We start from the raw sequence: 24271 nt of genomic DNA on the forward strand, positions 1-24271 counted from the left end.
TCCCTCCAGGAACGGGAAGCCCCTCTCCCCGGTGGAGGAGAAGGGCTTCGCAAGGCGACAGGGGGGGATCGATCAGTGGCCGCTGGCGGCGCCCAGCGACCCCCACCAGTAGATCGACACGAACAGGAACAGCCAGACCACGTCCACGAAGTGCCAGTACCAAGCCGCCGCCTCGAAGCCGAAATGGCTCCGCGGGGTGAAGTGGCCCTTCATGGTGCGGAACCAGCAGACCGCCAGGAAGATGGTCCCGATGATGACGTGGAAGCCGTGGAAACCGGTCGCCATGTAGAAGGTCGACGGGTAGATGCCCTGCTTGAAGCCGAAGGCGGCGTGGGCGTATTCCCAGCCCTGGAAGAAGGTGAACATCACCCCCAGCAGGACGGTCAGGCCCAGCGCGCGCGACGCCTCCTTGTTGCGGCCCTCGAGGATGGCGTGGTGCGCCCAAGTGACGGTGACGCCCGACAGCAGCAGGATCAGCGTCATCATCAGCGGCAGGTGGAAGGTCTCCAGCACCGTGATGTTCGGCGGCGGCCAGACGCCGTGCGGGTTCTCGGCGAACACCTTCGGGTAGAGCGCCGCGTCGTAGAAGGCCCAGAAGAAGGCGGCGAAGAACATCACCTCCGAGGCGATGAACAGCGCCATGCCGTAGCGCAGGCCGATCTTCACCACCGGGGTGTGCGCCTTCTCGCGCACCGCCTCCTTGATGACGTCGCGCCACCAGCCGAACATCACGCCCAGGATGGACACAAAGCCGAGGGCGGCCAGCAGCCAGCCGCCGCCGTGCATGTAGATGACCATGCCCGTCGCGAACAGACCGGCGGCGAAGGCGCCCAGCAGAGGCCACGGGCTCGGCTTCACCAGATGGTAGGGATGCGGGATGCCGGCACCCTCGCCCGCGCCGTGCGCGGAGGCTGGGGGATGCGGCATGTGCGCGTGCGTGATGTCGGCCATCGTCTCTTTCCAACCCCGGTTTGTTTCGCCCGATTTCTTCGTTCAGACTGTCTCTTTTTTAGATCTGTCTTCAGTTCGCCGCGGTCCCGGTGCCTTTCGCACCCGCGGCCTGCGTCGCGTGCTGCGCCAGCACCTGGGTCTCGTCCTTGGCGCGGAAGAAGGTGTAGGACAGGGTGATGGTGGTCACGTCCTCCATCGCCGGATCGTCGGCCAGGGCCGGATCGACGAAGAAGGCCACCGGCATGTCCACCGACTGACCGGGCTCCAGCACCTGCTCGGTGAAGCAGAAGCACTCGATCTTGTTGAAGTACTTGCCGACCTTGTCCGGCGTGACGTTGTAGAGCGCGGTGCCCACGGTGGGCCGGTCGACCCGGTTGGCGGCCTGATAGGCGGCCAACCCCATCTCGCCCAGCTTCACCGTCAGCTCCTTCTGCTCCGGCTTGAAGCGCCAGGGCAGCGACTGGTTCACGTCGGCGTTGAAGCGGACCTTGATGACGCGGTCGACCTGCCGCGCCGGCGCGGCGTCGGCCCGCTGGGTGGTGCCGCCAAAGCCGGTCACCTGACAGAACAGCGCGTAGAGCGGCACCGAGGCGTAGGCCAGCCCGACCATCCCGAAGACGAGGCCGAGCAGCCCGGCCATGAACAGGCGGTTCTTCCGCCGGAGCCCCTTGTCGCTTTCAGGCCGGTCGCTCATGGCGCCGCGTCCTCCCCTGCCGTTTGTCCGCTCAACGTTCCGTGGTCAGTGCCCGCCCATCCGCACCAGCGTGATGACGTAGAACATCACCACCAGCCCGATCAGCGCGGCCAGAACCGCGTAGTTGCGCCCGCGCAGCCGCTTGCGGCGTTCCTCGTATGATTCATCCATGATCGTCATGCCCCGCCTCCGGTCGTCAGGATTCCGGTCACCAGATGCTCGCCCATCAGCAGGGCGAACAGCAGGAACAGGTAGAGGATCGAGAAGCCGAACATCCGCTTGGCCGGCTTGTCGTCGGTGGCGCGCAGCACGCGGACCGCACACAGCACGAAGAAGGCGCCCAGCAGGCTCGACCCGATCAGATAGGTGAGGCCGCCGATGCCCAGGAAGTACGGCGCCACGGCGACCGGCAGCAGGACCAGCGTGTAGGCCAGCATCTGCCGCTTGGTGGCGTCCGGGCCCGCGACCACCGGCATCATCGGCACCCCGGCGCGCGTGTAGTCGCCGTTGCGGAACAGCGCCAGCGCCCAGAAGTGCGGCGGCGTCCACAGGAAGATCAGCAGGAACAGCAGGATGGAGGGCAACTCCACACCGCCCGTTACCGCCGCCCAGCCGATCATCGGCGGGAAGGCGCCGGCGGCCCCGCCGATCACGATGTTCTGCGGCGTCCGCCGCTTCAGCCACATGGTGTAGATGAAGACGTAGAAGCCGATGGTCATCGCCAGCAGCGCCGACGCCGCCCAGTTGACCGCCAGCCCCATCACCACGACCGACGCCGCGGCCAGGATCACCCCGAAGGCCAGCGCGTTCTCCGGCTCCACCCGCCCCGACGGGATCGGGCGGCGGACGGTGCGCGACATCACCGCGTCGATGTCGCGGTCGTACCACATGTTGATGGCGCCCGAGGCTCCGGCTCCGACCGCGATGCACAGCACCGCCACCGCCGCCAGCACGGGGTGGATGTGCCCGGGCGCCAGCACGATGCCGGCCAGCCCGGTGAACACCACGAGCGACATCACCCGCGGCTTCAGCAGTTCGATGTAGTCACCCGGCGTCGATCCGGAGACCGGACCTGTCGAGACCCGTTCAATGCTCAGGTCCGTCATACTTCACTATCCTCCGGCCGGAGAGAGCTTCCCGGCTCCCCCGGCGTCATGGTCACAACCGATGGTCACTTCACCTGCGGCAGCGTCTCGAAGGCGTGGAACGGCGGGGGCGAACTCACGGTCCACTCCAGCGTGCCGGCCTGCGGCCCCCAATAGGCGGCCTCGACCTTCTCGCCGCTGCGCAGGGTCTTGTACGCGATCCACACGAAGAGAAGCGTGGACGCAAAGGAGAGATACGCCCCGAACGAGGAGATCATGTTCCAGCCCCAATAGGCGTCCGGATAGTCCGGGATGCGGCGCGGCATGCCGGCCAGACCCAGGAAATGCTGCGGGAAGAAGACCAGGTTCACGCCGATGAAGGTCGTCCAGAAGTGAACCTTGCCCCAGAACTCCGGATACTGGCGCCCCGACATCTTGCCGATCCAGTAGTACCAGCCGGCGAAGATCGAGAAGACCGCGCCCAGCGACAGCACGTAGTGGAAGTGGGCGACCACGTAGTAGGTGTCGTGCAGCACGATGTCCATGCCGCCGTTGGCCAGCACCACGCCGGTCACGCCGCCGACGGTGAACAGGAAGATGAAGCCGAGCGCCCACAGCATCGGCACCTTGAACTCGATCGACCCGCCCCACATGGTGGCGATCCAAGAGAAGATCTTCACGCCCGTCGGCACCGCGATGATCATCGTGGCGGCGGTGAAGTAGGCCTTGGTGTCGACGTCCAGGCCCACCGTGTACATGTGATGCGCCCACACCACGAAGCCGACCACGCCGATGGCGACCATCGCGTAGGCCATGCCCAGGTAGCCGAAGACCGGCTTGTGCGAGAAGGTCGAGACGATGTGGCTGATGATGCCGAAGGCCGGCAGGATCATGATGTAGACTTCGGGGTGACCGAAGAACCAGAACAGGTGCTGGAACAGGATCGGGTCGCCGCCGCCCTCCGGGTTGAAGAAGCTGGTGCCGAAGTTGCGGTCGGTCAGCAGCATGGTGATGGCGCCGCCCAGGACCGGCACGGCCAGCAGCAGCAGGAAGGCGGTCACCAGCATCGCCCAGACGAACAGCGGCATCTTGTGCAGCGTCATGCCCGGCGCGCGCATGTTGAAGATGGTGGTGATGAAGTTCACGGCACCCAGGATCGACGAGGCACCGGCGAGGTGAAGGGCGAAGATCGCCATGTCCACCGACGGCCCGCTGTGGCCCAGCGGCGAGGACAGCGGCGGGTAGATCGTCCAGCCGGTGCCGGCACCCTGCCCCACGAAGGCGGAGCCCAGCAGCAGCAGGAAGGCCGGGACGATCAGCCAGAAGCTGATGTTGTTCAGCCGCGGGAAGGCCATGTCGGGCGCGCCGATCATCAGCGGCACGAACCAGTTGCCGAAGCCGCCGATCAGCGCCGGCATCACCACGAAGAACACCATGATCAGGCCGTGCGCGGTGATCAGCACGTTCCAGACCTGCCCGTCGCTGACGAACTGCAGGCCCGGCGCCTGGAGCTCCAAGCGCATGATGACCGAAAACAACCCGCCGATCAGCCCGGCGATCACCGAGAAGATCAGGTAGAGCGTTCCGATGTCCTTGTGGTTCGTGGAGAAGAACCAACGCTCGACGAAGCCCGGCATGTGGTGGTCATGGTCATGCCCGTGGCCGTGTCCCTGCGCTTCCCCCGGATTGGCGTTTGCCATGTCTCTAACCCTCGCGTCGGCGGAATGATTTTTCTTTGAGGTGCCGCTGCATCCAAAGCATGAGGCTTACTGGACGGCCCCGGCGGACGGCATCTGGGCAACGTCACGCTTGGTGTCGGGGGTCCCGTAAGCGGTCTTGGCCTTCTCGACCCACTGGTTGAAGGCCTCCTTCGACACGGCCTCGACCGCGATCGGCATGAAGGCGTGGTTGACGCCGCAGATCTCGGAGCACTGGCCGTAATAGACGCCTTCCTTCTCGATCCGCAGCCACGTCTCGTTGGCGCGGCCCGGCACGGCGTCCTTCTTCACGCCGAAGCTCGGCACCGCCCAGGAATGGATGACGTCGCCCGCGGTGACCAGCACGCGCACGGTCGTACCGACCGGCAGGATCACGCGGTTGTCGACCTCCAGCAGGCGCTTCTGGCCGGGCTTCAGCTCCGAATCCTGGATCATGTAGCTGGAGAAGGCGATGTTGCCGTGGTCGGGATACTCATAGTCCCAAAACCACTGCCGTCCCGTGACCTTGATGGTCATCTCCGCCTCCGGCACCCGCTCGGCCTGATAGAGCAGCTTGAAGGACGGCACGGCGATGACGATCAGGATGATGACCGGAATGACCGTCCAGGCGATCTCCAGCACCGTGTGGTGCGAGGTGGTGGACGGCACGGCGTTCTTCTTGGCGTTGAAGCGCAGCGCCACCCAGCCCAGCAGCCCCGCCACGAAAATGACGATGGCGACGATGATCACCGTCAGCAGGTCGTGGAACGAGTCCATGGCGTGCTTGACCGGGGTGGCCGCCTCCTGAAGCCCCAATTGCCAGGGGTGGGGTTCGGCGGCGGAACCGGTCGCGGCAAATCCACACAAAGATGTCAGCGCCGCCAGAACGGCAGCGTTCAGGGTCTGCGTCTTCATCCCCACCCTCTTCGTTGCCCGCCGCCCACGGTCGCGGACGGCGGTCGTCCCTTCCCGCCGGACCCGCCTTCGCCCCTGTTTCCCTGGTGCGTTCCACCCCTGTCGGGCGGTTGCGCGTCCGGGCGTTGCGACGGTGCCGGTCTATGCAGGGATCGTGCCGTTTGTGGGCGGCACGGTCCCCGCAGCGCGAGCTTAACCCTGCACTGCGCTTGGGTACAAGTCAGGCGTCCCTACACGAAGGACATAGGCGCAATGCCGGTTTCAAGCCCGCATCAGAACAGAAGTTGAGCTTCCGTATCGGCTTCGCACTGCGACAAGCTGTCGCAGTTTGATGGTATAGCGAATTGTCTCGGAAAATCAAGTTTTTAGGCTTGCACGTCCTTGGTGTGGGACGCAAGCGACCTTGCGCGGACGGCGCCATCCGGCCACCGTTTGCGCTGCGGTAACCCACCACCGTGTTAGAACGGAAAAGCTCCGGGGCCGTCAGTGGCCGCTGGTGATGACCTTGCGGATTCGGCGCACGCCGGACCAGACAAAGGCGATAACGATGGGAATCATCAGCCCGACGAGCAGGTCGGGATCGACCTTCATCCCGAGTCCCTTCACGCCCTTTGCCGCGTAGCCGACGATGCCGACAAGGTAATAGCTGATCGCCACCACCGACAGCCCCTCCACCGTCTCCTGCAGGCGGAGCTGAAGCTGCGCCCGCTTGTCCATGGAGAGGAGAAGCTCGGCGTTCTGCCCCTCCACGGCGATCTCGACGCGGGTGCGCAGCAGGTCGCTGGCGCGGGCCACGCGCTGGGACAGCGCCTGCAGGCGCGATTCCACCGCCTCGCAGGTGCGGATCGCCGGGGCGAGGCGGCGGTCCATGAATTCGCCCACCGTAGGCAGCCCCTCGATGCGGATCTCGCGCAGCTCGACGATGCGCTTTTCCACAAGGTTGTAGTAGGCCCGCGCGGCGCCGAAGCGGTAGGCGGTCTCCGCGGCGATCTGCTCGGTCTGGGCGGCCAGCAGGGTCAGCCGGTCGAGCAGCTCCCGCTCGTCGTCCAGGCCGCGCAGGGTGGCGATGCGGGTGGTCAGGTCGGCCAGATCGGCCTCGATCGGGCCGATGCGCGGCAGCACGCCGCGCGCCACCGGCAGCGCCAGCAACGCCATCACCCGGTAGGTCTCGATCTCCAGCAGGCGCTGCACGACGCGGCCCGCCTGGTTGGAGGTCATCGCGTGGTCGGCGATCAAAATGCGCGAGAAGCCGTCGCCATGGATGCGGAAGTCGGTCCAGGCCGTCGCCGCCCGCCCGGAGATCCGCGTCCCGATGTAGCTCGGCGAGCCGAACATCGCCGCCAGCATGTTGGCCGACGGCTCCGGCGATTCGGCGTCGAGCACGGCGACATGGACGCCGACCATCAGCTCGCCCGGCAGCCCGGCCAGCCATTCCTTGGGCACCGCGTTCAGCGCCGGTTCCAGGAAGGGGTCGACCAGCACACCCGCCGGGGCGGCGGCGTTGGGGCGGAAGATGGTCCAGGTGGAGAATTCGGTGTGCCGCTCCCACTTCAGGCGGAAGCTGCCGAAGGAGCCGCTGTAATGGGTGGCCCCGGCGGGCGGGCGCGGCACGCCGGCCCAGTCGCACAGCTTCTCCAGATGCAGCCGGTCGGCCTCCGACGCGCCTTCCCCCGACAGCATCGCCAGCATGGTGGCGCGCACCGGGGTCGACAGAACCTCCGGCGGACGGGTGTGCACCTCGTTGGTCAGGGTCACCCGCAGGGCGTGGTTCTTCAGGGGGTGAGCCAGGGAGCGGCCGGCGTCCCCGTTGCCGGTGCGGCCCATCGCCAGCGCGTCGTCGGTCATCGCGGCCATTCCCCTTCCAAGCCCCTTCCACCCATGGACGACGAGCCTTGCCGGATGGGCCGCCCGTCGCCACACTATATGTCTGATCTTAGACCACATCGCGGGTGCGGGTGCGAGAGCGCCGGTGCCGCATCGTTGTCCTACGATAGACCGATACCCCGGAGTCCCCATGAGCGCGCTTGCCGTCACCGACGATCTGTTCTTCAACCGCGCCGGCCTGGACCGTTCCCGTGTCGAGGGGGTGGTGGCCGACGCGCTGCGGGGGGCGGACGACGGCGAACTGTATCTGGAATATTCGCAGAGCGAATCGCTGGGCTGGGACGACGGCAAGCTGAAGGCGGCCAGCTTCGACACCACCCAGGGCTTCGGCCTGCGCGCCATCGCCGACGAGGCGACCGGCTTCGCCCACGCCTCCAGCCTGTCCGAGGACGCCATCCGCCGCGCCGCCGCGACGGTGCGCGCCGTCCAGGCCGGGCACGCCGGCACCTTCGCCGAGCCGCCCGCCGGCACCAACCGCGCGCTCTACATTCCCGACAACCCCCTGCCCCTGGTTCCCTTCGAGGCGAAGGTGAAGCTGCTGGCGGAGATCGATGCTTACGCCCGCGCCAAGGACCCGCGGGTGCGGCAGGTTTCCTGCTCGATCAGCGGCGAGTGGCAGGCGGTGCAGATCATCCGCGCCGACGGCGTGCGCGTCGCCGACCTGCGCCCGCTGGTCCGGCTGAACGTCTCCGTCGTGGTCGCCGAGGGCGACCGCATGGAGACGGGCGGCCACGGCGGCGGCGGGCGCGTCACCTACGAGCACTACATGCAGCCGGAGACGTGGCGGGCCTTCGTCGACGAGGCGCTGCGCTCCGCGCTGGTCAACCTGTCCTCCGTTCCCGCCCCGGCGGGCGAGATGACCGTCGTTCTCGGCAACGGCTGGCCCGGCATCCTGCTGCACGAGGCCATCGGCCACGGGCTGGAGGGCGACTTCAACCGCAAGAAGACCTCGGCCTTCGCCGGGCTGATGGGCCAGCGCATCGCCGCGCCCGGCGTCACCATCGTGGACGACGGCACCATCGAGAACAGCCGCGGCTCGATCACCGTGGACGACGAGGGCACCCCCGGCCAGTGCACCACGCTGATCGAGGACGGCATCCTGGTCGGCTACATGCAGGACCGCATGAACGCCCGGCTGATGGGGATGCGCCCGACCGGCAACGGGCGCCGCCAGAGCTTCGCCTGCCACCCCATGCCGCGCATGACCAACACCGTGATGCGCCCCGGCGCCTATGAGCCTGAGGAGATCATCAAGTCGGTCAAGAAGGGTCTCTACGCCAAGAACTTCGGCGGCGGGCAGGTGGACATCACCAGCGGCAAGTTCGTCTTCTCCGCCAACGAGGCCTATCTGATCGAGGACGGCAAGCTCGGCCCGGCGGTGAAGGGCGCCACCCTGATCGGCAACGGCCCGGACAGCCTGACCCGTGTGTCGATGATCGGCAACGACACCAAGCTCGACCCCGGCGTCGGCACCTGCGGCAAGGACGGCCAGGGCGTTCCCGTGGGCGTCGGACAGCCGACCCTGCGCCTGGACGGCCTGACCGTGGGCGGAACGGCGGCCTGATCGCCGCCACCGCTTCCCTTTCCTGCATCGGAGGTTCCGCCCGTGTCATCCCTCGCGCTGGTTTCGACCTTCTGCCCCGACCGCGTCGGCCTCGTCTCCGCGGTCACCGGCCATCTGTTCGGGCTGGGGGCCAACCTGCGCGACGCGACCTTCGCGGTGATGGGGTCCGGGGCGGAATTCTCGGCGGTCTGCGAACTGCCGGACGGCGTCCCGGTCGAAGAGGTGCAGGAGGGGCTGGCGAGCCTGCCCGAGCTGGCCGGCGCGCAGATCAAGGTCACGCCCTTCGACTTCGATCCCAACCCCGGCCCGCTCGCCCGCATCACCCACCGCGTGGAGGTGTCGGGCGGCGACCAGCCCGGCCTGATCGCCCGTCTGTCGGAAATTTTCACCCAGTTCGAAGCCAACATCGTCCGCCTCGACGCCCAGACCCTGCCGGAGCGGGAAGGCGGGCGCTATACCATCCGCTTCGCCGTCTCGATCCCGCCGGAGCGTTCCGGCACCTGCCTGTCCGCGGTCGCCAACACCGCGGAGACGATGGGCCTGACCTGCACCGCCGAACCGCTCTGACCCCTCTCCCGCCCCGGGAGAGGGAGGGGCCCGCCGCGAAGCGGTGGGAGGGTGAGGGTACCGTCAAGAAGCAACGCCTAAATCCTTGCAGGCCCCTCACCCGGCCCTTCGGGCCATCCTCTCCGGGGCGGCAGAGGGTTTCTGGTTGCATTCATACGCATGAAAATGCCATGGATCGGGAACCTTCCCGATTATTTCTACTGTGGCGTGAATCGCGTTCTCCTTGTCCTGGCGCTGTCCTTTGCCGCCCTGCCCGCTCGGGCGGAGGGGCTTGAGGCGACCCTGTCCGACTGGGGAGCCGTTGGGCTGCTTCAGACACCAACCGCGCGCGGCATGCCGGACGGCACCCTCACCGCGGGGTTGACCGCTCTCGGTGGCCTGCATCGGCATGTCTTCGCCGGAGCGCAGCTCCTTCCCGGCCTTGAGATTACCCTCCGCGACAGCACTTACCCAAGCTGGCACGGCCTCAGCGAGCCAGGGGTGGACGCCAAGCTGCGCCTGGTGCACGAGGGGCCGTGGTGGCCGGCGCTGGCGGTCGGCGGGCGCGACGTCACCGGCAGCGGGTTGGACCTGCCGGGCAAGGGCCGCTTCGCGGGGGAATATCTGGTCGCCTCGCGGCGCTGGTGGCACGTGGATCTCAGCCTGGGCATTGGCTGGGGCGGGCTCGGCGATTATGGACACTTTCGCAACCCGCTGCGCTTCCTTGGCGGGCGTTTCAAGCGTGACCGCGACCCGGCGAAGGTGTCGTCCCGCGGGCCCGAGGCATGGTTCACCGGGGAACGCGCCGCCCTGTTCGGCGGGCTCGAATGGCACACGCCGCTGGAGGGGCTCAGCGCCAAGCTGGAGTACAGCGCCGACGGCTTTCGCGCCCAGCAGCAGGACGACCCGACCTTCCGGCCCGGCCTGCCGCTGAACGCGGGCTTGACCTATCGGCCCTGGCGCTGGCTGGAACTGGGCGCCGGGGTCGAGCAGGGATCGCGAGCCATGCTGCGCCTCGCCGCCCGCTTCGACCCGCGGGAGGACACCGACACCACCCCGCGCACGCCGCCGCCCATGGTCGGCGCCCGCCCGGCCGCGCCGGACGCCGCCCTGCCCGCCCCGGACATCGCAGCTCTGGCCCGGCTACACCGGCTGCCCGCCCGCGCCGCGCGGATCGATAAAGACATCGCCACCCTGTGGCTGGACCCGGCGGGCGCCGGCACCGCCCCGCTGGCGCAGGAGGTGGGGCGCGCCGCCCGCCTGCTGGCCGACGGCGCACCGCCGGAGGTCGAATGGCTGACCGTCGTCACCGGCACTGCCGGGCTGGATGGCACCGCCGTCACTCTGTCGCGCCGCGCCGTGGAGCAGGCAGCCGATCACCGCGGCAGCCCCGAGGAAATCTGGCGGACAGCCCGCATCGACCGCTCCGCCGGTCCTCCGCCGGACTGGCCGGCGCGGTTGACCCTGGCCGTCGTTCCTACCGTGGAAGCCAGCCTGTTCGAGCAGAGCGCTCCGCTGGTGCAGCGGACCTATGGCGACGCGGTGCTGACGGCGGAACCGCTGCCCGGGCTGGTTCTCAGCGGCGGACTGCGGGTGAACGTCAGCCACAACCTCCACCTTCTCGACACCAACGCCATTCCGGCGGCGGAGCCGGTGCGCAGCGACCTGCCGCGCTACGCCGACCGGAGCGCCGCGGTCGAGCGGCTGTACGCCGCGTGGCTGGCCGCCCCCTCCGGGAACTGGAGCACGCGCCTGTCCATCGGCCATTTCGAGGAGATGTTCGGCGGTGTGGGAGCCGAGTCGCTGTACCGCCCTCCGACGGCGCGCTGGGCGCTCGGGCTCGACCTCAACCGCGTCTGGAAGCGTCCGCCCGACGACGCGTTGCGCCTTGCCCCGGAAAGCGGACGGAACACCGGACACGCCAGCGTCTATTGGGAAGCGCCGGGGGCCGCCACCACGGGCGTGCTGCGGCTGGGCCGCTATCTCGGCGGGGATTGGGGCGGCACGGTCGAATTGATGCGCGCCTTCGACGGCGGCATCCGCCTGTCCGCCCAGATCACCTGGACCGAGGGTCCGGAGGGCGCGCAGAGCCGCTACGGCGGGCGGTTGGAGCAGGGCATCGCGCTGACGGTGCCTTTCAGCCCCGGCGGCTCCTGGCCGCCGGACGGGCGGTTGGCGACCGCGGTGCGCACCCTTGGACGCGACGCGGGGCAACGGCTGCGCCAGCCATTGCCCCTGTACGACGCGTCGGTCGCGGCGGGTTACGGTCGCCTGACCGGATCATGGCCGCGGCTGATGGACTGAGCCGCGGCGGACCGGCGATCAACGCATTTCGGAGATCGTGCCGGTGTTGGTGTCGAGAAGCACGGTGCTCCAGGTGCCGTTGGCCGACTGGGCCTCAGCCACGTAGTTCTCGCCCTGCTTGCGGAAATCACGGACGGAGGTGAAGCCGGCGGCGCTGAGGTAGTTCAGCAGCGAGGTCTGCATCAGCTCCTTGCGGTTCTGGCCGCGCTCGGCGCGCTGGGCGGTGTTCGGGTCGACGTTCATGATGACCTGCCGGTTGCCCTGCATGGTGTTGGGCATGGTGCCGGTGGCCGACCCGGTGGTCCCCATCGCGCCGCTGTTCGGCATGCTGTTGTTCATGGTCCCGGTCGAACCGTAGGTGCCGGGCGCCCCATAGGTGCCGGTGCTGCCATAGGTGCCCGCGGTTCCGGCTCCGACGGTGGATTCGGCGCTGCCGCTGGTCACGCGGTCGGGCATGCGGCCGTCGGGCATCCGGTTCTGGGTCTGATTGCTCCAGGGATCGGTCCGCTCGCCGGGCAGGCTTTCCACCTGCGGGCTGTTGGTCGGCAGGCCCGACGGGCTGGAACGCTCGTAGGGAACCTGCGGCTCATTGTTCGGATAGGTCTGGGCCATCGCAGCAGGAGCGGCCGCCAGGGTCGCGGCAAGAACGGCGAGGGATAGTTTGGCGTTCATGGCATCCTCTTCTCTCGACAGGGCGTCTCGCACCGGCGGAGCGGTGCTGCGCCTTTTCGCCCGCCCGGCCGGAACCAAGCAGGCTGGCGACCCCGACAACAGCGCTCATCGGCGGTTGTTGCGGTCAAGCCAGCGGTATCGGGAAGACCCCCCTCCTTTTGGAACCGACCCTACCCAAAAAAAGCTCTTTACTGGAGCGGGGCCTGGGAACCTTTCGCAGCGGCGCCGTGTTCTGCACAGTACTGACACGCTCTTCACAGAGTATGACACTCAACAGACTGCGCGCCGGACGAGCTGCAATGCGCTTCGGACCGAGCGAGGGAGGTTAGGATGCTCTATTGGGCACTTGTTTTCTTCGTGATCGCGCTGATCGCCGGCGCACTCGGTTTCGGCGGGATTGCGTCGGCCTCTTCGGGCATTGCGCAAATCCTGTTCTTCCTTTTCCTGATCCTGTTCGCAGCGAGTTTGATTCTGGGCCTGGTCAGGCGCCGCTAGACCCAGCACCCGCCCGGAACCGTCCGGGCGGGCGTTTCCCGCAGCGCGCCCTTGCTTGGCCGTTCCCGTTTCGGAAGGCCAGGCTCGCGAGTACCCCGAAAGCCTCTCGATGTTAGCCTCGCACCTGACCGGCAACGCCCCATCCGGAGCGTTGCCGGTTTCTCTGTGCGCCCGGCATGAGCGGTGAGGGAGTTCGGACGGATCAGTCCTCGTCGGTCGGGCTGTGCCCTTCCATGAGCTGGCGCAGGGCGCGCCGTCCGCGCGACAGGCGCGACTTCACGGTGCCGATGGAGATGCCGAGAATGTCGGCGGCCTCGCCGTAGGAAATGCCCTCCAGGCCGATCAGCAGGACCACCTCCCGCTGCTCGGTCGGCAACAGGCCGAGGGCGCGCTTAAGGTCGCGCAACTCCAGCCGGACGAACTGCCCGCCATGGGCGGCGCCGATCGCCGCCTGCCCTTCCCCGTCGATGTCCACGACGGCCTGCCGGCGACGGATGCCGTTGATGTGCAGGTTGCGCAGGATGGTGAAGAGCCAGGCGCGCAGATTGCTGCCGGGCCGCCAGAGATGCAGGCGCGACAAAGCGCGCTCCAGGCATTCCTGGACGAGGTCGTCGGCCAGCGTGGCGTCCCGGACCATGGCGCGGGCGAAACGACGCAAACGGGGAATCTCCGCCTCGATCTGCGCGATGATCGCCGGATCGGGGGGCGCCAACGGTGCCGAAGGTGTTTCCGCCGCGTCTTCGACGGCCGGATCGTCGGCTTCGACGCCATCCTCGGCTTCGACCGCAACGTTCAACTCGTCCTCGTCCGCACGGCGGCTTCCCATCACCGGCTTGAGGGCGACGGGGTCAAGCGGCGCGGGGCTGCTTGCCGGACGGCGCAAGGAACTCGCGACGTGGTTCGCCATCGGTGGAACGCTGCCTCCCTGTGTACCGAAAGATGTCCCGATCGATCCGGGCGGGTCTGAAAACGCCCGAACCATCGCTCCGGCCCCCGCCTTGCGCCGAATGCGCACGGGGCATAACCGGATTCTCCAACGACAATCGTCGGTCCATCAGTACGTAATGGGCCACCACAGGGGCTGCCAGTTGGGAAAAAGGCTAAGCCCCTTAACAATTTGGCGAGATTACCCCTAAATGCCATGAATCGTCCGATTGCTCCCGTAGCATTCGGTCGGGGATGCGGTATCGTCTCCGGACATACGGGAGGCTTCATGACTTTGCTCAAAAGGAAAAGGCCGGCTGGCTTTCACCAACCGACCTCGAATCTCCTTTGCGGGACAGCCATGTCTATGGCCAACGATGAATTCGCTCATTCATCAATCCGCAGGTCCGCTGACAGCGGTTCTTCTTCTCTGTATAGGCGGCGTTTCCGTCCCTTGGCGGAAGTCTTATTTCATTGTGTTCCGCTTCCTCTGTTGGCCGGAACCATATCGCATTACATCTTTCGCGGACAGCCGGACGTTGGCGCTAGCGCAGCAATCTTCCCGCATACGCCGAAAGACCGGACGGCCTCACCAATCGGCAAAAGGCGCGTCAAGACGGCGAAAAGCGCGGCGGCTCTGGCCGCCGGCGGGCTGATCGCGTCCTTTCTGACGGCGCTGCCGGCCACGGCCCAGGACACATCGGTCCAGGACAAATCGGTCCAGGACAAATCGGTCCAGACGGCGGCGGCCCAGCCACCGGCCTTCCAAAGTTCGACCGAGCGCACGATCCGCGCGCTGGAGGCCCTCGCCGGCAAGGGCAGCGCCCGCGCCCAGTACGAGCTGGCCATGCGCTACGAGGTCGGCAAAGGCGTGAACCGGGACGAGCGGATGGCCCTTTCCCTCTATTGCCGGGCGGCCCGCCAGGACTACGCCGAAGCGGCCTACCGCGCCGGGCGCATGCACATGGCCGGGCGTGGCGCGGTGTCGAAGGACGAGGAACTCGGCCGCTCCTGGCTGCGCCGCGCCGCCCAACTGGGCAACCAGGACGCGGCGCAGATTGTCAAAGCCAGCGTCACAAGCAAGGGCGCGGCGGGCAAGGCGCCCGACCGCTGCGAACCGCCCAGCGTGCGCTGGGGCGTGATCCGCATGCCGCCCAAGGAAATCCGCGCCATGGTCACCAAGATGGCCCCCAGCTACGGGCTCGACCCGGATCTGGTGCTGGCGGTGATCGCCGTGGAGTCCGGCTATCGCGTGGATGTGGTGTCGGAAAAGAACGCCATGGGGTTGATGCAGCTCATTCCAGAGACGGCGGAGCGCTTCGGCGTGACAAAGCCCTTCGACCCCGAGCAGAACCTGCGCGGCGGCATGAAGTATCTGCGCTGGCTGCTGGCCTATTTCGACGGCAACGTGACGCTGGCTCTGGCCGGCTACAACGCGGGCGAAGGGGCCGTGCTCCAATACAAGGGCGTCCCGCCCTACCGCGAGACGCAGGATTACGTGGTCAAGGTCCACAGCGTCTACCCGCGCCGGGTCCATCCCCACGATCCCGGCGTGGTGCGCTCCGCCGGCCTGCCGGCCGCGAAGCAGGAGGAGGTCGCCGAACTGAGCGTCTCCCGCTCCGGCGGCACTTCGAAACGCTGACGCCGACCGTCTTCCGCACTCAATTCGGCGGCCCCGCCCGGCGATTTCCCGTATGATCGGGCATCGCCGACAGCGGGGACCACCGATGAGCAGCGCGGACTGGACGAACTCCGACAAGCATTACTGGCACCAGTACATCGACACCTACCGACAGGCCTTCGAGACGCTGGGTCCGGTGCGGATCATCCTGGAGTACGGTGTGTTCCGCGGTGATTCGATCCGCTGGCTGCGCTCCCAGTTCCCGGACGCCTTCATCATCGGCGCCGACATCCTCGAACCGCAGCCGGAATGGCCGCAGGACGACCGCATCCAGTATGTGCGGTTCGACCAGAACGATCCCGAGCACATCGGGCGCAGCCTGCAGGCCAACAACATCCGGTTCGATCTCATCATCGAGGACGGCAGCCACATCCCCCAGCATCAGGCCTGGTGCCTGACCCAGTCCCTGCCCCACCTGCGCAGCGGCGGCCTGTACATCCTGGAGGACATCCACACCTCGCACCCGGACCACAGCCTCTACCGGGCCTACTGCTCCGATTACCCCCGGCCGCCGGCCACCAGCCTTCAGGTCCTCCTCGCCCTCCAGCACATCCGGACGACTGGGATGCCCCTGAGCGACGCCATGGCGGCGGATCTCGCCTCCAGGGATTTCTTCACGGCGGACGAGGTGAAGGCGCTGCACGCGGACATCGCCGGGATCGAACTGTACCGGCGCACCCGGTTGCCCCTGCGCTGCTACAAATGCGGCGGCAGCGATTACGACTACGCGGCGATGCGCTGCCGCTGCGGCGTGCCGCTCTACGAGACGGCGGACTCGATGTCCTTCCTGATCCGCAAGACCTGACGGGAGAGAGCGCCGGAACGGCGCCGGCGCACGGGGCCGAAACGACGACGGCCCGCCGGAAGGGCGGGCCGTGGATCGTTGATGCCGGAAAGGATGGCGTCCCCTAGGGGATTCGAACCCCTGTTACCGCCGTGAGAGGGCGGTGTCCTAGGCCTCTAGACGAAGGGGACCTTCATCGGGCGATGCTCGGTTGCCAGCCGAACGAAAGTGGCGTCCCCTAGGGGATTCGAACCCCTGTTACCGCCGTGAGAGGGCGGTGTCCTAGGCCTCTAGACGAAGGGGACAGTCTTTCGTCGTCTGACGACGTGGCGTCGTCGGCGTGGCGGGTTTTTAGCGAACCCACCCTGCCCGATCAAGCCTTTTCTGACAGATCTTTGGCGATTTTCAGAAAAGAGTTCACGACGGCCTGCGGCGTGTCGAAGGCGGTGACCAGACGCAGCAGATCGCCCTCCCAGCGGTAGAAGCGGTAGCCCGCCGCCTCCAGCCCGTCGGCCACCGCGGCGGGCAGGCGCACGAAGACCTCGTTGGCCTCAACCGGGTAAGCCAGCTCAGCCCCCGGCAGCGCGGCGAGGCCCTGCGACAGACGGTCGGCCATGGCGTTGGCGTGACGGGCCAGCCGCAGCCACAGATCGTCGGCCAGCCAGGCGTCGAGCTGCGCCGACAGGAAGCGGCCCTTGGACACCAGATGCCCGGCCCGCTTGCGCAGGAAGCCGAAATCCTCGGCCAGCGCCGGGTTGAAGAACACCACCGCCTCCGCGGCGAGGCAGCCGCCCTTGGTGCCGCCCAGCGACAGCACGTCCACCCCGGCCTTCCAGGTCACCTCCGCCGGGGCGCAGCCCAGCCGGGCCACCGCGTTGGCGAAGCGCGCGCCGTCCATGTGCACGGCCATGCCGTGGGCGTGCGCGACGTCGGACAGGGCCGCCACCTCCTGCGGACGGTAGACCGTGCCGGCCTCCGTCGCCTGGGTCAGGCTGAGGGCGGCGGGCTGCACACGATGCACCACGCCGATGCCCGCCCCGGCCAGCGCCGCGGTCAGGGCGGCGGGGGTCAGCTTGCCGCCCTCCCCGGCCAGCGGTACCAGCTTGGCCCCGCCGGTGGCCATCTCAGGCGCGCCGCACTCGTCGACGTGGATGTGGCTTTCCTGGTGGCAGTAGACCGCGCCGTAGGGCGGGACCAGGGCCGACAGGGCCAGCGCGTTGGCGGCCGTCCCGGTGGCGACCGGGAACACCGTCACCTCGGCCTCGAAGAGGGCTGAGAGGCGGCGGGTCACGCTGGCGGTCAGCGGGTCCTGCCCATAGGGATCGGCGGACCCGATCGCGGCCGCGGCCAGGGCGTTGACCACCTCCGGCGCGGCGCCGGCCACATTGTCGCTGCGGAAATCGTGGATGAAAGTGTTGGTCATGGCGCGGCCGCTCCGGCGGTGACGGTCACGGCGATGGCGCCGGTGCGCGGGTCCATCACATAAAGGCGGTCCGCGGCGTCCGGTATGGTGACGCGGAAGACGACGCGGTTGCCCACCGCCACCGGGTCGCCCAGGCGCGCGCCCGCCGGCAGGCCCAGCGTGACCTCCTCCGCCCGGCCCGCGGGGGGAGCGGCCCGCTCGGTCTCGGCGGCGGCCCGGCGCTCCGGATCGCTGATGCGCTTATAGAGTTCGACGCCGAGGATCGCGAAGCCGGCGATGATCATCACGCCCATGATGACGACGAGTGCCTTGAGGAACTGCACGGTTTGGGGTCCACTCTCGCGCGAATGTGAGGAGTTTTGCCGAACGATGCCCGAACGCACCGAATTCGACGACGATGAGGACGAATACACCGGAACGCAGGACGGCGAAACCGGCGAAGGGGCGCGGCAGCGCTGGAGCGTTCCGGAGGAGGCTGCCGGCCAGCGGCTCGACAAGGCTCTGGCGACGGGGCTTCCCGGCCTGTCGCGGTCGCGCGTGCAGGCGCTGCTGGAGAAGGGCTGCGTGCAGGACGGCGGCGGACGGACGGTCACGGACCCCTCCTTGAAGGTGAAGCCCGGACAAACTTTCGACGTTTTCATCCCCGAAGCTGAACCTGCACAGCCCGAGGCCCAGGACATACCCCTGGACGTGGTCTATGAGGATGAGGACGTGTTGGTGATCGACAAGCCCGCGGGCATGGTGGTCCACCCCGCCGCCGGCAATCCGGACGGCACTCTGGTCAACGCCCTGCTCGCCCATTGCGGCGACAGCCTGTCGGGGATCGGCGGCGTGCGGCGTCCGGGGATCGTCCACCGGCTCGACAAGGACACCAGCGGCCTCATGGTCGTCGCCAAGAACGACCGCGCGCACCACGCGCTGACGGAGCAGTTCTCCGGCCGCACGCTCAGCCGCACTTACCAGGCGCTCGTCTGGGGCGTCCCCTCCCCCCGCGAGGGGCGGATCGAGGGCAACATCGGGCGCAGCAGCAGCGACCGCAAGAAGATGGCCGTGGTCACCGGCGGCGGCAAGCACGCGGCCACCCGCTACCGCGTCGTCCACTCCTTCGGCACAGCGCTGGCGCTGGTCGAATGCACGCTGGAGACCGGGCGCACCCACCAGATCCGCGTTCACATGGCGCACATCGGCCATCCCATCGTGGGCGACCCGCTGTATGGCAAGGGGCGTGCCGGACGCGCCGGCGGCAAGCACGCCTCAGCCCTGCCGGAACCCCATCGCGACCGGTTTGTTGGCTTTCCACGGCAGGCGTTGCACGCCGTGGGATTGACCTTCCGGCACCCGGCAACAGGGGAGACGGTCCGCTTCCAGGCGCCACTCGCCCCGGATATTAAAGATTTGTCAGATTTCTTAGAATCCCTGTAATCCACTATACCCGCGCGCAGAAGTCGGTTATTCTTCGCGTCAACAGCCGCCAACGCTCACGCTTGCATCCGGGACCATCCCCGGCGGATCGAACGGGCAAGCGGACGGCGAGGCGGCGCAGAACAGTGAACGGCCGTGTGTCCGTCAAAGGCACGAAGAACAGCCGTCGGAGAGGGTCCAACATGGCGACGATATCCAGCGTTCCGGTCATCAGTTCCGAAAGCAACCTCTCGCGCTACCTCCAGGAAATCCGCAAGTTCCCCATGCTCGCGGCGGAGGAGGAGTACATGCTGGCCAAGCGCTGGCAGGAGATTGAGGATTCGGACGCCGCGCACAAGCTGGTGACCAGCCACCTGCGTCTCGTGGCGAAGATCGCCATGGGCTACCGCGGCTACGGCCTCCCGCTGTCGGAGCTGATCTCCGAGGGCAACGTGGGCATGATGCAGGCGGTGAAGCGGTTCGACCCCGACCGCGGCTTCCGGCTGGCGACCTACGCGATGTGGTGGATTCGCGCCGCCATCCAGGAATACATCCTGCACAGCTGGTCGCTGGTGAAGATGGGCACCACGGCGGCCCAGAAGAAGCTGTTCTTCAACCTGCGCCGCCTGAAGGGCCAGATGCAGGCCATCGAGGAGGGCGACATGTCGCCCGAGCAGGTGCGCCACGTCGCCACGACCCTCGACGTGCCGGAGCAGGACGTGGTCAACATGAACCGCCGCCTCGGCGCCCCCGACCATTCGCTGAACGCGCCGCTGCGCGCCGACAGCGAGGGCGAGTGGCAGGACTGGCTGGTCGACGAGACGGCGAACCAGGAAATCTCGCTCGCCGAGAACGAGGAGTTGGGCAAGCGGCGCAAGCTGCTGACCGCCGCCATGGAGAACCTGAACGAGCGCGAGCGCGACATCCTGGTGGAGCGCCGCCTGCGCGACAACCCGACCACGCTGGAGGATCTGTCGCAGAAGTACGGCATCAGCCGCGAGCGCGTCCGCCAGATCGAGGTGCGCGCCTTCGAGAAGCTCCAGAAGGCCATCCGCAACGCCGCGGTGGAGCAGAAGCTGGCTGGGTGATCAAGATTCCCTCTCCTTCCGTGGAGAGGGAATTTCCTCAGGCCCCCGCGGGTTCGGCCAGTTGGTCCTGCTCGTCCGACGACAGGCCGCCGGCCTCGTCGAACAGGTCGCCGGCGACCTCCGGACCCCATTCCTGAACGAGGCCGACCTTCACGTCTTTCAACGCGCTGACCCGCTTTTCGGCGCGCATCACCTCGAAATTCGCCACCATCGGCGGAATCCCGAAATAGAGCGCCCAACCGATCGCCGCCGACCCGTACATGATCAGCCAGGCCAGCGGGTCCATGAAGATCTTGCCGGCGGCGCCGATGGTGTGGTTGTGCTTCCACAGCTCGATGGCGTAGGGCATGCAGCCGCAGAAGTTCAGCCCGCCGACGGTGATCGGCGCCGATTTCTCGGGGTCGCGATCGGTGACGTAGGCGACGATGGTCGGGATCATGCCGATGCCGAACAGAATCGAGGTGGGCAGCACCACCAGACCCGCCGGGATGATCAGCAGGATCAGCGTCAGCATGCTGCCCTTGCGCTTCTTCTTCTTTCCGCCGCTCTTGCCGCCGCGCGCCATGGGTGCCACCCGATCCTTGGTTTGAAGGCCGCCGTCAGAAGGCGAAGAAGAGGATGATGCCGCCGACCAGAATGGTCGACAGAAGGCTCGATACGATGGCCGCCACCTGTCGGCCGGACGATTCGATGATGCTGTTCCGGTCGCCGATGCTCTGCCGCAGCTTGTTGATCTCGGCGTCGGCCTCGCGGTAGGCGATCTGGGCGGCCTCGAACTCCAGCTTGTCGCGGCGCAGCGCCTCCGGATCGTCGACGATCTTCAGCAGATCGCCGAGGCGCCCGTTGTGGGCCGCGGAGTCGGCCAGCTTGCGCACGTTGTCCTGGTGCGGCCGGCTGTGGAAGCGGCGGAAGGCCGGGTCGAGCAGGGAGACCACCCAGGCGGCAAGGTGCGACAGACCGTCGGTGCCGGTGCGCGCCTGCACGTCGGCCAGGATGGTCAGCATGGCGATCACCCGGCGCATCGGCTCGATGCTGGAGCCGAGCTGGGTGTAGAGCATCTCGTCGGTCCGCCGGTGCCGCACCGCCAGGAAGGCGGCGATGTGGCGGTCGATGGGGTCCTTGTGCCGCTCGCTCCCCGCCCCCATCCAGTCGAGCGCGCGCAGCAACTCCGCCGGGGTGGTCGGCATCTGCTTGGCGATCAGCGGGCTGATGCAGGGCATGGTGGGGTTCATCTCGTACAGGACGCGCTCCACCCCCAGCCCATGGCCCGTGCGGTCCAGCAGACCGCGGACCTGATCGAAGTTCTGCACCATCGGCACGAACTCCGGCTTGAAGTCGCTCTGCACGCTCACCCAGAACATGGGCAGCTGATTGGCCAGCACCTCGGCCGACGGCTGCGGCGACTCGCCGCGCAGGAAGGCGTCGGCCAGCATGGTGCCGATGCCGTCGGGCATCATCGCCTTGCCGCGGTAGCGGATGGGTGCGCCGGGGTCCAGCGCCATGCAGACGCGCGACACCAGCCGTTCGGCCATGCTGCCGCCCTTGCCGGTGGTCGAGGCGGTCTGCACCGCGTTCGCCACCGCTTCGGCCCGCGCGTCGTCGCCCATGGAGCGGCGCAGCCACTTGTCCAGCTCGCCGCCCTCGATGACCGTGGCGGCGGGCGCCACATGGCGGGCGAAGGCACGGGCCAACGTCCGGCAATGCCAGTAATCCTGTCCCTGGAACTCCAGGGGACGGGCGGCGCGGCGCGGCACCTGCGGCTGCTTCGGGCTGAGGCGGCGCCCGGCCACCCACAGGTCGAGGTCCTGGAGCGTCCAGCGCTGCTTGGGATCGTCCACCAGCAGGCCGCGGATCACCTCGCTGATGGCCAGCGGCAGGCGCATCTGGCCGACCAGCGCCGGGTAGGACCCGCGCTCGATCTTGGCCTGGAGGATTGCCTCGTCCTCCGCCGCCCCCACCGGGTTGCGTCCCAGCAGCAGGAGCAGCAGCGTGACGCCCAGCGAATAGAGATCGTCGGCCATGGTGCCGGTACCGCGCCCGGCCGGCGAGGCCATGCCGCGCTCCACCGTCTCCAGCAAAACCGTCTGGCCGTAGCCCGGCGGGGTGGACAGGCATTCGCCCAGCATCAGGCTGCTGGAGGCCAGATCGCGGTAGTAGAGATTGGTCGGGCGGATCGCGCCATGGACCACGCCGCGGCTCGACAGCTCCTTCAGGGCCGCGACCAGCGGGTGGATGATCTGGCGGGTCAGATGGTCTTCAGGGATCGGGTCCGTGGCCTCGGTCAGGCTGTTCATCAGCCGCTTGCCCGCCGGACGCTCGAAGATCATGCAGAGGCGGCGCCCCTGGCTCGCCGGCCAGTCCACCATGCCCCAGTCGAGCAGGCGCATATGGGCTTGGTTGTCGAGGCTGGCGATGGTCGCGGCGATGTCGGTGCGCGCCAGCGTGGCGCCGTGCCCGATGATGGCGAAGGCTTCGGAGCGCTTGTCACGCAGCGGCTTGGCCGTGTAGGCGTTGCCGCCGATGGTGTTGAGGGCGGCGAGCGGCGCGTTGGGAAGGATCTCGTACCGCTCGGCCAGTTTGACCGGCTCGGCGTTCGCCATCATCCGATCCGCGGCGGCTGCGGTCATGGCATCGGATGGCATGGCGTTCGAATCCCCGGAGCCTGCGAGCGTGTGCCCGCCTTAGTCGCTCGAAAAGGGCAAACAAACTGTTAACGCGGGGATAAGTGGTCGCGTCGGGCCCCCACCCAACCCTCCCCCGCTCCGCAGGGGAGGGCTTATTCTCCTCCCCCTGCGAAGCGGGGGGAGGTCGGGAGGGGGGCCCGATACAACCAACCGACAAACATCAATCCTGGAACGGATCGTTCATCAGGATCGTGTCGTCGCGCTCCGGGCTGGTGGACAGCAGGGCCACCGGGGCCTGGATCAGCTCTTCCACATGACGGACGTACTTCACCGCCTGGGCCGGCAGCTCCGCCCAGGAGCGGGCGCCCTGGGTGCTGTCCTTCCAACCCTCGAAGGTCTCGTAGATCGGCTCGACGCGGGCCTGGGCGCCGGCGTTGGCCGGGAAGTAATCCAGTTCCTGCCCGTCCAGACGGTAGCCGACGCACACCTTGATCTCGTCGAAGCCGTCCAGCACGTCCAGCTTGGTCATGGCGATGCCGTCGATACCGCCGGTCTTCACCGCCTGGCGGACCATCACGGCGTCGAACCAGCCGCAGCGGCGCTTGCGCCCGGTGACCACGCCGAACTCCTTGCCGCGCTGGCCGATCAGCTCGCCGACATCGTCGAACAGCTCGGTCGGGAACGGGCCGGAGCCGACGCGCGTCGTGTAGGCCTTGCAGATGCCCAGCACATAGCCGACGGCGCGCGGGCCCATGCCGCTGCCGGCGGCGGCGTTGCCGGCCACCGTGTTGGAGGAGGTGACGAAGGGATAGGTGCCGTGGTCGATGTCGAGCATCTGTCCCTGGGCGCCTTCGAACAGGATGCGCTTGCCGGCGCGGCGCAGCTCGTCCAGCGTCTTCCAGACGACCGACGCGTAGGGCAGCACCTGCGGGGTGATCTCGCGCAGCGGGTCCAGCAGGTCCGCCGGCTTCATCTCCGCCGCACCCAGACCGCGGAGCAGCAGGTTGTGGTGGGCCAGCAGGGCGTCCACCTTCTCCTTCAGCACCGCCTCGTCGCCGAGGTCGCACAGGCGGATGGCCCGGCGGGCCACCTTGTCCTCATAGGCCGGGCCGATGCCGCGGCCGGTCGTGCCGATCTTGCCGGCGCCGCGGGCCTCCTCGCGCGCCTTGTCGAGCGCGCTGTGGACCGGAAGGATCAGCGGAACGTTCTCGGCGACCTGGAGCGTGGCGGGGGACACGTCCACGCCCTGGCTCTTGATCGCCGTCACTTCGCGGATGAAGGCCCAGGGGTCGAAGACGACGCCGTTGCCGATGATCGACAGCTTGTTCGGCCGAACCACGCCCGAAGGCAGCAGGCTCAGCTTGTAGGTCACGCCGTTGATCACCAGCGTGTGGCCGGCGTTGTGACCGCCCTGGAAGCGCACCACCACGTCGGCCCGGCTGGACAGCCAGTCGACGATCTTGCCCTTGCCCTCGTCGCCCCACTGGGCGCCGACCACCGCCACGTTGGCCATGTGTGTCTCCGCAAAAAAAGAAGGCA

The 24271-nt window shown here is 67.9% G+C and carries 22 protein-coding genes and 2 tRNA genes; 8 read left to right on the forward strand and 16 right to left on the reverse strand.

What is annotated here, in order from left to right; genetic code table 11:
* Nucleotides 1-72: 72 nt before the first annotated feature.
* The 7 genes from ACFPMG_RS32670 to ACFPMG_RS32700 all read right to left on the reverse strand — a co-directional run bounded on the left by ACFPMG_RS32670 (nucleotide 73) and on the right by ACFPMG_RS32700 (nucleotide 7196).
* On the reverse strand, nucleotides 73-951 hold the full coding sequence (locus ACFPMG_RS32670) for a cytochrome c oxidase subunit 3 (protein WP_377000021.1): 879 nt from the start codon (nucleotides 949-951) through the stop codon (nucleotides 73-75).
* A 70-nt stretch (nucleotides 952-1021) separates the two neighbouring features.
* The gene (locus ACFPMG_RS32675; RefSeq protein ID WP_377000023.1) at nucleotides 1022-1645 is read right to left on the reverse strand and encodes a cytochrome c oxidase assembly protein; all 624 of its coding nucleotides are present in this window, start codon (nucleotides 1643-1645) and stop codon (nucleotides 1022-1024) included.
* A gap of 45 nt (nucleotides 1646-1690) precedes the next feature.
* Nucleotides 1691-1825 (reverse strand): hypothetical protein, encoded by a 135-nt coding sequence (locus tag ACFPMG_RS32680; protein ID WP_014240852.1) that lies wholly within the window; start codon nucleotides 1823-1825, stop codon nucleotides 1691-1693.
* Nucleotides 1822-2751 (reverse strand): heme o synthase, encoded by a 930-nt coding sequence (gene cyoE / locus ACFPMG_RS32685; protein WP_377000025.1) that lies wholly within the window; start codon nucleotides 2749-2751, stop codon nucleotides 1822-1824. Before cyoE ends, ACFPMG_RS32680 begins: the two co-directional genes overlap by 4 nt.
* A gap of 65 nt (nucleotides 2752-2816) precedes the next feature.
* Nucleotides 2817-4430, reverse strand: a complete 1614-nt coding sequence (gene ctaD, locus ACFPMG_RS32690) for a cytochrome c oxidase subunit I (RefSeq protein ID WP_377000027.1) — start codon at nucleotides 4428-4430, stop codon at nucleotides 2817-2819.
* A 66-nt stretch (nucleotides 4431-4496) separates the two neighbouring features.
* A complete protein-coding gene (gene coxB / locus ACFPMG_RS32695) occupies nucleotides 4497-5342 on the reverse strand; it encodes a cytochrome c oxidase subunit II (RefSeq protein ID WP_377000029.1) in 846 nt (281 codons plus the stop codon).
* Nucleotides 5343-5825: 483 nt separating this feature from the next.
* The gene (locus ACFPMG_RS32700) at nucleotides 5826-7196 is read right to left on the reverse strand and encodes a DUF3422 family protein (RefSeq protein ID WP_465252041.1); all 1371 of its coding nucleotides are present in this window, start codon (nucleotides 7194-7196) and stop codon (nucleotides 5826-5828) included.
* Nucleotides 7197-7356: 160 nt separating this feature from the next.
* On the opposite strand from ACFPMG_RS32700, the gene tldD reads away from it, so the two are divergent.
* The 3 genes from tldD (at nucleotide 7357) to ACFPMG_RS32715 (ending at nucleotide 11640) form a co-directional block, all read left to right on the forward strand.
* Entirely contained in the window at nucleotides 7357-8790 is a 1434-nt protein-coding gene (tldD, locus tag ACFPMG_RS32705) for a metalloprotease TldD (RefSeq protein WP_014240857.1), read from the forward strand.
* Nucleotides 8791-8832: 42 nt separating this feature from the next.
* Nucleotides 8833-9357 (forward strand): glycine cleavage system transcriptional repressor, encoded by a 525-nt coding sequence (locus tag ACFPMG_RS32710; protein ID WP_377000031.1) that lies wholly within the window; start codon nucleotides 8833-8835, stop codon nucleotides 9355-9357.
* Nucleotides 9358-9564: 207 nt separating this feature from the next.
* Entirely contained in the window at nucleotides 9565-11640 is a 2076-nt protein-coding gene (locus ACFPMG_RS32715) for a YjbH domain-containing protein (protein WP_377000033.1), read from the forward strand.
* An 18-nt stretch (nucleotides 11641-11658) separates the two neighbouring features.
* Here ACFPMG_RS32715 and ACFPMG_RS32720 read toward each other — a convergent pair whose 3' ends face one another.
* Nucleotides 11659-12312, reverse strand: a complete 654-nt coding sequence (locus tag ACFPMG_RS32720) for a hypothetical protein (protein WP_377000035.1) — start codon at nucleotides 12310-12312, stop codon at nucleotides 11659-11661.
* A 330-nt stretch (nucleotides 12313-12642) separates the two neighbouring features.
* On the opposite strand from ACFPMG_RS32720, the gene ACFPMG_RS32725 reads away from it, so the two are divergent.
* Complete coding sequence (locus ACFPMG_RS32725; RefSeq protein ID WP_035674837.1) at nucleotides 12643-12807, forward strand: DUF1328 domain-containing protein; 165 nt, start codon at nucleotides 12643-12645, stop codon at nucleotides 12805-12807.
* A 202-nt stretch (nucleotides 12808-13009) separates the two neighbouring features.
* Here ACFPMG_RS32725 and ACFPMG_RS32730 read toward each other — a convergent pair whose 3' ends face one another.
* Nucleotides 13010-13714, reverse strand: coding sequence for a sigma-70 family RNA polymerase sigma factor (locus ACFPMG_RS32730; RefSeq protein ID WP_103039986.1), 705 nt, complete (start codon nucleotides 13712-13714; stop codon nucleotides 13010-13012).
* A 510-nt stretch (nucleotides 13715-14224) separates the two neighbouring features.
* On the opposite strand from ACFPMG_RS32730, the gene ACFPMG_RS32735 reads away from it, so the two are divergent.
* Both ACFPMG_RS32735 and ACFPMG_RS32740 read left to right on the forward strand, forming a co-directional pair.
* Nucleotides 14225-15373, forward strand: coding sequence for a transglycosylase SLT domain-containing protein (locus tag ACFPMG_RS32735; RefSeq protein ID WP_377000038.1), 1149 nt, complete (start codon nucleotides 14225-14227; stop codon nucleotides 15371-15373).
* 85 nt (nucleotides 15374-15458) lie between these two features.
* On the forward strand, nucleotides 15459-16217 hold the full coding sequence (locus ACFPMG_RS32740) for a class I SAM-dependent methyltransferase (protein WP_377000040.1): 759 nt from the start codon (nucleotides 15459-15461) through the stop codon (nucleotides 16215-16217).
* A 94-nt stretch (nucleotides 16218-16311) separates the two neighbouring features.
* On the opposite strand, the gene ACFPMG_RS32745 is transcribed toward ACFPMG_RS32740, so the two are convergent.
* From ACFPMG_RS32745 to ACFPMG_RS32760, 4 genes are all read right to left on the reverse strand, one after another.
* A tRNA-Glu gene (locus ACFPMG_RS32745) sits at nucleotides 16312-16387 on the reverse strand.
* Between the two features lie 38 nt (nucleotides 16388-16425).
* A tRNA-Glu gene (locus ACFPMG_RS32750) sits at nucleotides 16426-16501 on the reverse strand.
* A gap of 68 nt (nucleotides 16502-16569) precedes the next feature.
* Nucleotides 16570-17619 (reverse strand): threonine aldolase family protein, encoded by a 1050-nt coding sequence (locus ACFPMG_RS32755; protein ID WP_377000042.1) that lies wholly within the window; start codon nucleotides 17617-17619, stop codon nucleotides 16570-16572.
* Complete coding sequence (locus ACFPMG_RS32760; RefSeq protein ID WP_183178179.1) at nucleotides 17616-17942, reverse strand: hypothetical protein; 327 nt, start codon at nucleotides 17940-17942, stop codon at nucleotides 17616-17618. The genes ACFPMG_RS32755 and ACFPMG_RS32760 overlap by 4 nt, the downstream gene beginning before the upstream one ends.
* A gap of 46 nt (nucleotides 17943-17988) precedes the next feature.
* Between ACFPMG_RS32760 and ACFPMG_RS32765 the strand changes: the two genes are divergently transcribed.
* Together ACFPMG_RS32765 and rpoH are read left to right on the forward strand one after the other, a co-directional pair.
* Nucleotides 17989-19041: an RluA family pseudouridine synthase gene (locus ACFPMG_RS32765; protein ID WP_377000044.1), complete on the forward strand. Its 1053-nt coding sequence runs from the start codon at nucleotides 17989-17991 to the stop codon at nucleotides 19039-19041.
* Between the two features lie 182 nt (nucleotides 19042-19223).
* Nucleotides 19224-20108 (forward strand): RNA polymerase sigma factor RpoH, encoded by an 885-nt coding sequence (rpoH, locus tag ACFPMG_RS32770; RefSeq protein WP_137104220.1) that lies wholly within the window; start codon nucleotides 19224-19226, stop codon nucleotides 20106-20108.
* A gap of 37 nt (nucleotides 20109-20145) precedes the next feature.
* Here rpoH and ACFPMG_RS32775 read toward each other — a convergent pair whose 3' ends face one another.
* From ACFPMG_RS32775 to ACFPMG_RS32785, 3 genes are all read right to left on the reverse strand, one after another.
* The gene (locus tag ACFPMG_RS32775) at nucleotides 20146-20673 is read right to left on the reverse strand and encodes a hypothetical protein (RefSeq protein WP_377000047.1); all 528 of its coding nucleotides are present in this window, start codon (nucleotides 20671-20673) and stop codon (nucleotides 20146-20148) included.
* A gap of 34 nt (nucleotides 20674-20707) precedes the next feature.
* Nucleotides 20708-22750 (reverse strand): serine/threonine-protein kinase, encoded by a 2043-nt coding sequence (locus tag ACFPMG_RS32780; RefSeq protein WP_377000051.1) that lies wholly within the window; start codon nucleotides 22748-22750, stop codon nucleotides 20708-20710.
* 202 nt (nucleotides 22751-22952) lie between these two features.
* Nucleotides 22953-24245 (reverse strand): adenylosuccinate synthase, encoded by a 1293-nt coding sequence (locus ACFPMG_RS32785; RefSeq protein WP_094302913.1) that lies wholly within the window; start codon nucleotides 24243-24245, stop codon nucleotides 22953-22955.
* Nucleotides 24246-24271: the final 26 nt, after the last annotated feature.

It is taken from the genome of Azospirillum himalayense (assembly GCF_042657465.1).
Classification (GTDB): domain Bacteria; phylum Pseudomonadota; class Alphaproteobacteria; order Azospirillales; family Azospirillaceae; genus Azospirillum; species Azospirillum himalayense.

Bases quoted from the DNA above. Each gene is read 5' to 3' on its own strand.
- ACFPMG_RS32670 (WP_377000021.1), bottom strand. From the start codon at position 951: ATGGCCGACATCACGCACGCGCACATGCCGCATCCCCCAGCCTCCGCG.
- ACFPMG_RS32675 (WP_377000023.1), bottom strand. From the start codon at position 1,645: ATGAGCGACCGGCCTGAAAGCGACAAGGGGCTCCGGCGGAAGAACCGC.
- ACFPMG_RS32680 (WP_014240852.1), bottom strand. From the start codon at position 1,825: ATGACGATCATGGATGAATCATACGAGGAACGCCGCAAGCGGCTGCGC.
- cyoE (WP_377000025.1), bottom strand. From the start codon at position 2,751: ATGACGGACCTGAGCATTGAACGGGTCTCGACAGGTCCGGTCTCCGGA.
- ctaD (WP_377000027.1), bottom strand. From the start codon at position 4,430: ATGGCAAACGCCAATCCGGGGGAAGCGCAGGGACACGGCCACGGGCAT.
- coxB (WP_377000029.1), bottom strand. From the start codon at position 5,342: ATGAAGACGCAGACCCTGAACGCTGCCGTTCTGGCGGCGCTGACATCT.
- ACFPMG_RS32700 (WP_465252041.1), bottom strand. From the start codon at position 7,196: ATGGCCGCGATGACCGACGACGCGCTGGCGATGGGCCGCACCGGCAAC.
- tldD (WP_014240857.1), top strand. From the start codon at position 7,357: ATGAGCGCGCTTGCCGTCACCGACGATCTGTTCTTCAACCGCGCCGGC.
- ACFPMG_RS32720 (WP_377000035.1), bottom strand. From the start codon at position 12,312: ATGAACGCCAAACTATCCCTCGCCGTTCTTGCCGCGACCCTGGCGGCC.
- ACFPMG_RS32725 (WP_035674837.1), top strand. From the start codon at position 12,643: ATGCTCTATTGGGCACTTGTTTTCTTCGTGATCGCGCTGATCGCCGGC.
- ACFPMG_RS32730 (WP_103039986.1), bottom strand. From the start codon at position 13,714: ATGGCGAACCACGTCGCGAGTTCCTTGCGCCGTCCGGCAAGCAGCCCC.
- ACFPMG_RS32740 (WP_377000040.1), top strand. From the start codon at position 15,459: ATGAGCAGCGCGGACTGGACGAACTCCGACAAGCATTACTGGCACCAG.
- ACFPMG_RS32755 (WP_377000042.1), bottom strand. From the start codon at position 17,619: ATGACCAACACTTTCATCCACGATTTCCGCAGCGACAATGTGGCCGGC.
- ACFPMG_RS32765 (WP_377000044.1), top strand. From the start codon at position 17,989: ATGCCCGAACGCACCGAATTCGACGACGATGAGGACGAATACACCGGA.
- rpoH (WP_137104220.1), top strand. From the start codon at position 19,224: ATGGCGACGATATCCAGCGTTCCGGTCATCAGTTCCGAAAGCAACCTC.
- ACFPMG_RS32775 (WP_377000047.1), bottom strand. From the start codon at position 20,673: ATGGCGCGCGGCGGCAAGAGCGGCGGAAAGAAGAAGAAGCGCAAGGGC.
- ACFPMG_RS32780 (WP_377000051.1), bottom strand. From the start codon at position 22,750: ATGCCATCCGATGCCATGACCGCAGCCGCCGCGGATCGGATGATGGCG.
- ACFPMG_RS32785 (WP_094302913.1), bottom strand. From the start codon at position 24,245: ATGGCCAACGTGGCGGTGGTCGGCGCCCAGTGGGGCGACGAGGGCAAG.